The sequence below is a fragment of the Arcobacter sp. F155 genome (assembly GCF_004116455.1).
In the GTDB taxonomy this organism is placed as follows: Bacteria; Campylobacterota; Campylobacteria; order Campylobacterales; family Arcobacteraceae; genus Halarcobacter.
The window spans coordinates 1-4,592 of sequence record NZ_PDJU01000020.1 but is presented as its reverse complement, the minus strand read 5'-3'; the positions used below and the strand labels follow the sequence as shown (position 1 = coordinate 4,592).

Annotated in this window: 4 protein-coding genes, 1 tRNA gene and 1 rRNA gene; 3 read left to right on the top strand and 3 right to left on the bottom strand. The window is 28.3% G+C overall.

Features of this window, described 5'->3' with window-relative positions; all coding sequences use genetic code 11:
• The coding region (locus CRV03_RS14330) for a histidine kinase dimerization/phospho-acceptor domain-containing protein (RefSeq protein WP_129085734.1) at positions 1 to 1,975 on the bottom strand (1,975 nt) is incomplete at its 3' end.
• Positions 1,976 to 2,128: 153 nt separating this feature from the next.
• Here CRV03_RS14330 and tpx point away from each other — a divergent pair.
• The 3 genes from tpx to CRV03_RS13840 all read left to right on the top strand — a co-directional run bounded on the left by tpx (position 2,129) and on the right by CRV03_RS13840 (position 4,229).
• Positions 2,129 to 2,617: a thiol peroxidase gene (tpx, locus tag CRV03_RS13850; RefSeq protein ID WP_129085733.1), complete on the top strand. Its 489-nt coding sequence runs from the start codon at positions 2,129 to 2,131 to the stop codon at positions 2,615 to 2,617.
• A gap of 91 nt (positions 2,618 to 2,708) precedes the next feature.
• Positions 2,709 to 3,665, top strand: a complete 957-nt coding sequence (gene msrP / locus CRV03_RS13845; RefSeq protein WP_129085732.1) for a protein-methionine-sulfoxide reductase catalytic subunit MsrP — start codon at positions 2,709 to 2,711, stop codon at positions 3,663 to 3,665.
• Positions 3,666 to 3,674: 9 nt separating this feature from the next.
• Complete coding sequence (locus CRV03_RS13840; RefSeq protein ID WP_129085731.1) at positions 3,675 to 4,229, top strand: sulfite oxidase heme-binding subunit YedZ; 555 nt, start codon at positions 3,675 to 3,677, stop codon at positions 4,227 to 4,229.
• Positions 4,230 to 4,231: 2 nt separating this feature from the next.
• On the opposite strand, the gene CRV03_RS13835 is transcribed toward CRV03_RS13840, so the two are convergent.
• Positions 4,232 to 4,307, bottom strand: a tRNA-Thr gene (locus CRV03_RS13835).
• 131 nt (positions 4,308 to 4,438) lie between these two features.
• Positions 4,439 to 4,554 (bottom strand): 5S ribosomal RNA (gene rrf, locus CRV03_RS13830).
• Positions 4,555 to 4,592 lie beyond the last annotated feature (38 nt).

Below are 4,592 nucleotides of genomic sequence, written 5' to 3'. Positions count from 1 at the left end.
TTTGAATAATTTGTGCTTGTTTTTTATTATCACTTTTTAATTCACTTGAATTACTAAGAATATCAGAGAAACCAATTATTGCATTTAGTGGTGTTCTTATTTCATGACTCATATTTGCCAAGAACGTTGACTTCGCCTCATCCGCCTTTTGTGCTTTTTCGATTGCATTTATTTGAGAAGAGATTAAACTCTTAATTTGCTCCGCCATATTATTAAATGAAATCTCTAATTTACCTATTTCATCATTTGAAGTTACTGGTAATCTATAGTCTAACTCATTATTAGCAAATCTTCTTGTTCCTTCTAAAATTTTTTCTATTTTTGAAGTAATATATTTAGAGATAAGCATTGCAATAAGGATAATCAAAACAATCATAATCAAAGTAACAATTGATAACTCATTTATTAAAGATTTTATAAATAACCCTATCTCAGATTTATTTTCATCAACTACTTCTTTCATATTTTCAGTTTGAGTCTCTAAGATTTTAGTAATACTTCTTTTTGTCTCATTTGCTGCAGCATGGAATTCTTCTACATTTGCTCCAATAGTTACAAAACCAAAACCTCTTTTACTATCTGCATATTTACCTGTATAATATGGAATTGCTGCTGCAGTTGTAAGTTTCCAAACATTACTCCAAAAGATAACAAAAGAGCCATATCCCCCATTTTCGGTTAGTTGCATCCAACCTTCACACTGGGGAGCAAAATTTAAGTATCTACAATCTAAACCAACATTTCCATCTACTTTTAATTGAGCAATATTAGGTTTCTTTTTTAATGATTGTTCTTCAAACTTTGGATAAGTTTCTAAAAACTCATTTATTTCTTTATTTGAACTTTCAAACTTTTGAGCAACATCTTTACTCAACCAAGGCATAACTCTTCTACCTGTATTTTTATCAAAGCCATAAATAAAATAATCCCTTGCATGAGAAATATTTTTCCCCTCATAATCCCACATAAAAGCATAGTTTCCATTTTTCGCATCTGGCATACTTTGAATTGCATCATTACTTGTAGGATTAGAAGTATCTGTAAACTGCATAATATGCTTATGGTCTAATGCTAATGAGATATAGCCTTTTTTTATTCCATTTTTAAATACTGGAGTTATAAATCTTATAATTCCTTCAAACTCTTTTCCAACAGGATTCTCTTTTCCTGCGTTAGCATATTTTTCTGGTTCAAAAGCAATGTTCATTTTTTTAGCTTTTTCTTTAGTAAAAGGACCTATAACTTTAGTTCCTATATATTCACCAATTACATCAGAAACATATATTTCCCCTTCTTTCAAAGATTTTATCTCTTCAAAATATCTTTCTGAGTTTATATATGTGTTCTTTCTATTTGAAATATTATTAAGCTTCTTATTGATACTTGAAACTTTGAACTTTTCATTACCATTTAAATCAAAATAAACGACTTCTTTATATATTGGTATTGATTTTTTCTTTAAATATAAAGGGTCTGTGTAATTAAACTCTTTTTCATTATCCTTTAAACTTGCAGTAGTTTGTTCTCTTTCTGCCTTTTTAGGTTCATTTTTAAGTACCCAAGAACTACTCTTATCATCATAGATATACTCTTCTTGTAAAATCACATCTCTATTTTTTGTCTCATAAAAACTTTTTAAAATATTTGTATTGATATCAACTTTTGATAAAAAAAGTAAATCCTTGTCTCTTTCATATAAAAAGTCTGCAACTTTATTTGCTATTTCAAAACTTAGTCTCTCTAAAGACAATTGAGATTTTTTATCTAGATACTTTACGCTATCTTCAATAGACTCATTTGCAGTATTTAAAATGATTTCTTTATTTTCATTAAAAAGATATCTAGTACTATCATTTAAATATGTTTCTAATCTCATTACACCTTCATAAGCAATAAAAACAATAATAAGTAAAGGAATGATTTTTATTAAAATAAATAATAAAATTAACTTCGCACGGATAGAAATATTTTTCATAAGAAAGCCTTCAATAGGAGTATATAATTATATTAAAAATGTAATAAATTTTATTTTAAATAATATTATTTAATAATATCAGAATCTTCATAAGTTCATTATATTTTTAATTTAGATACAATCTTTTAAAACTTTTTAAAAAGGGTTCGATGAATGGCAACAACGAAATTAAAAGGAAATATTGTTAACTTAGCTGGAAATGAAGTTAATATTGGCGATAAAGCTCCAAAAGTTACAGTTATTGCACATGACTTATCAGAGGTAAAAGTTGGAGGTAAAGCACAGATTATTGCAGCAGTACCTTCTTTAGATACTCCTGTTTGTGCAGAAGAAACAAGAAAATTCAATGAAGATGCAGTACAAACAGATGTTGAAGTAGTTGTAGTTTCTATGGACTTACCATTTGCAGCAGGAAGATTTTGTACAACAGAAGGAATAGAAAACTTAAAAGTGGGTAGTGACTTTAGAAATAAAGATTTTGCAAATGCCTATGGAGTTTTAGTAGCAGATGGTCCCCTTCAAGGTGTAACTTGTAGAGCAATTTTTGTTACAAATGAAGAAGGTATAGTGATTCATAAAGAGATTTGTGAAGATATTACAGATGAACCAAACTACGAAGCAGTTTTTAACGCAATCAAATAAATAAAATAGAGGTTTCCTCTATTTTAACTACACATTAACTTAACACAAATAATTTACAATTCATTATAAGTATTAATATTAAGGATTTATAATGAACTATTTAAAAAAACCATCATGGCAATTAGATGAAAAAGAGATTACTCCAAAAGAATTATTCGATAAAAGAAGAAGCTTTATTAAATTAGGAGCAGCTTCTATAGTTAGTTCTGCTGCAATTGTTGAAGCACTTGCAAAAGAGAATCTTCCTATTAAAAATCTAAAATACAATGAGGCTGTAAATAACAACTTAGAACTAAATACTTATGAACAAATAACTTCATACAACAATTTCTATGAATTTACTACATCAAAAGAGAGAGTAAAATATATGGCTCATACTCTTGATATAAATGGATGGAAAATTACAATAGATGGCTTAATTGATAAAGAGATAGAAATTGATTTTGATGATTTAATAAAAAAATTCACTCTACATGAAAGAATATATCGATTTAGATGTGTTGAAGGCTGGTCAATGGTTGTACCATGGGTTGGTATTAAATTAAGCGACTTTATAAAGTATGTAAATCCTGATTCAAAAGCTAAGTATATAAGGTTTGAAACACTATTTGATGACGATATGTTCCCAGACCAAGCAAATATGCTTTTTCCAGCTGTCGAGTATCCTTATGTTGAAGGACTTAGAATGGATGAAGCAATGAATGATTTATCTATACTTGCAGTTGGATTATATGGTTCAAGTATGCCAAAACAAAATGGAGCACCTATAAGACTTATTGTTCCATGGAAATATGGTTTTAAATCAATTAAATCAATTGCTAAAATATCATTTGTAGAAGAAGAGCCTCTAAATACTTGGCAAAAATCAAATCCAAAAGAGTATGGTTTCTATGCAAATGTAAACCCAAATGTAGATCATCCAAGATGGTCTCAAAAAAGAGAAAGAGTTTTAGGAAAGTTTTTCAAACAAAAAACTCTTATGTTTAATGGATATGAAAAAGAAGTTGCCCATTTATATAAAGGTATGGATTTAACAAAATATTTTTAAAGGATTATTATGAAAAGGTTTTTACTTTTTTTATTACTACTAACTCCTTTTATATTTGCTAGTTATGAACTTTTTTTAGTTCAAAATGTAAAAGATCCAATAAAATATATCTATACAATTAGTGGTGTTACAGCTACTGTTATACTATTTTTTACAATTTGCATTTCTTTAATAAAGAAGCATTATAATTTAATAAAATATAGAAGAATGATAGGATTATATGGTTTTTTTTATGCTTTAGTTCACTTTCTAAATTTTCTTGTATTAGATGCTGAACTTGATGTTAAATTTTTAATAAAAGAGACAATAGATAAACCATTTATATATTTAGGTATGATTGCCTTCGTAATCTTAGTATTTATGGCAATTACTTCCACAAATAGACTATTTAGAATATATCAAAGTTATCATAAACTTATATACTTAAGTTTAATTCTTATAACAATACATTTTATAATGGCTCAAAAATCATTAACACTAATGCAATTTAGTTATATAGGGATAATAATATTAATAGGATATTGGAAATTACTACAGCAAATAATAAAAAGAAATAAGGTTTGAGGTGGTGCCCACAACTGGATTTGAACCAGTAACCTCTTCCTTACCATGGAATTGCTCTACCGTTGGAGCTATGCAGGCAAAAAAGTTAGTATAAAAAGAATAAATTAATAAAGAAGCTAAGCCCCAAGAAAACTGAGCTAAAAAAAAAGCTTACCATTAGCAACTAAGATAAGTTGGTAAAGGTAAGCTTTAGTAGAAATATACTCAAGAGCTGGCAGCGACCTACGTTTCCACAAGGGGGCCCTGCAGTATTATCAGCGCAGAAGTGCTTGACTTCCAGGTTCGGAATGGAGCTGGGTATTACCACTTCGCTAAAACCACCAGCAATATGAGTATCAAACATACTTTATAAGTATGCTCTGT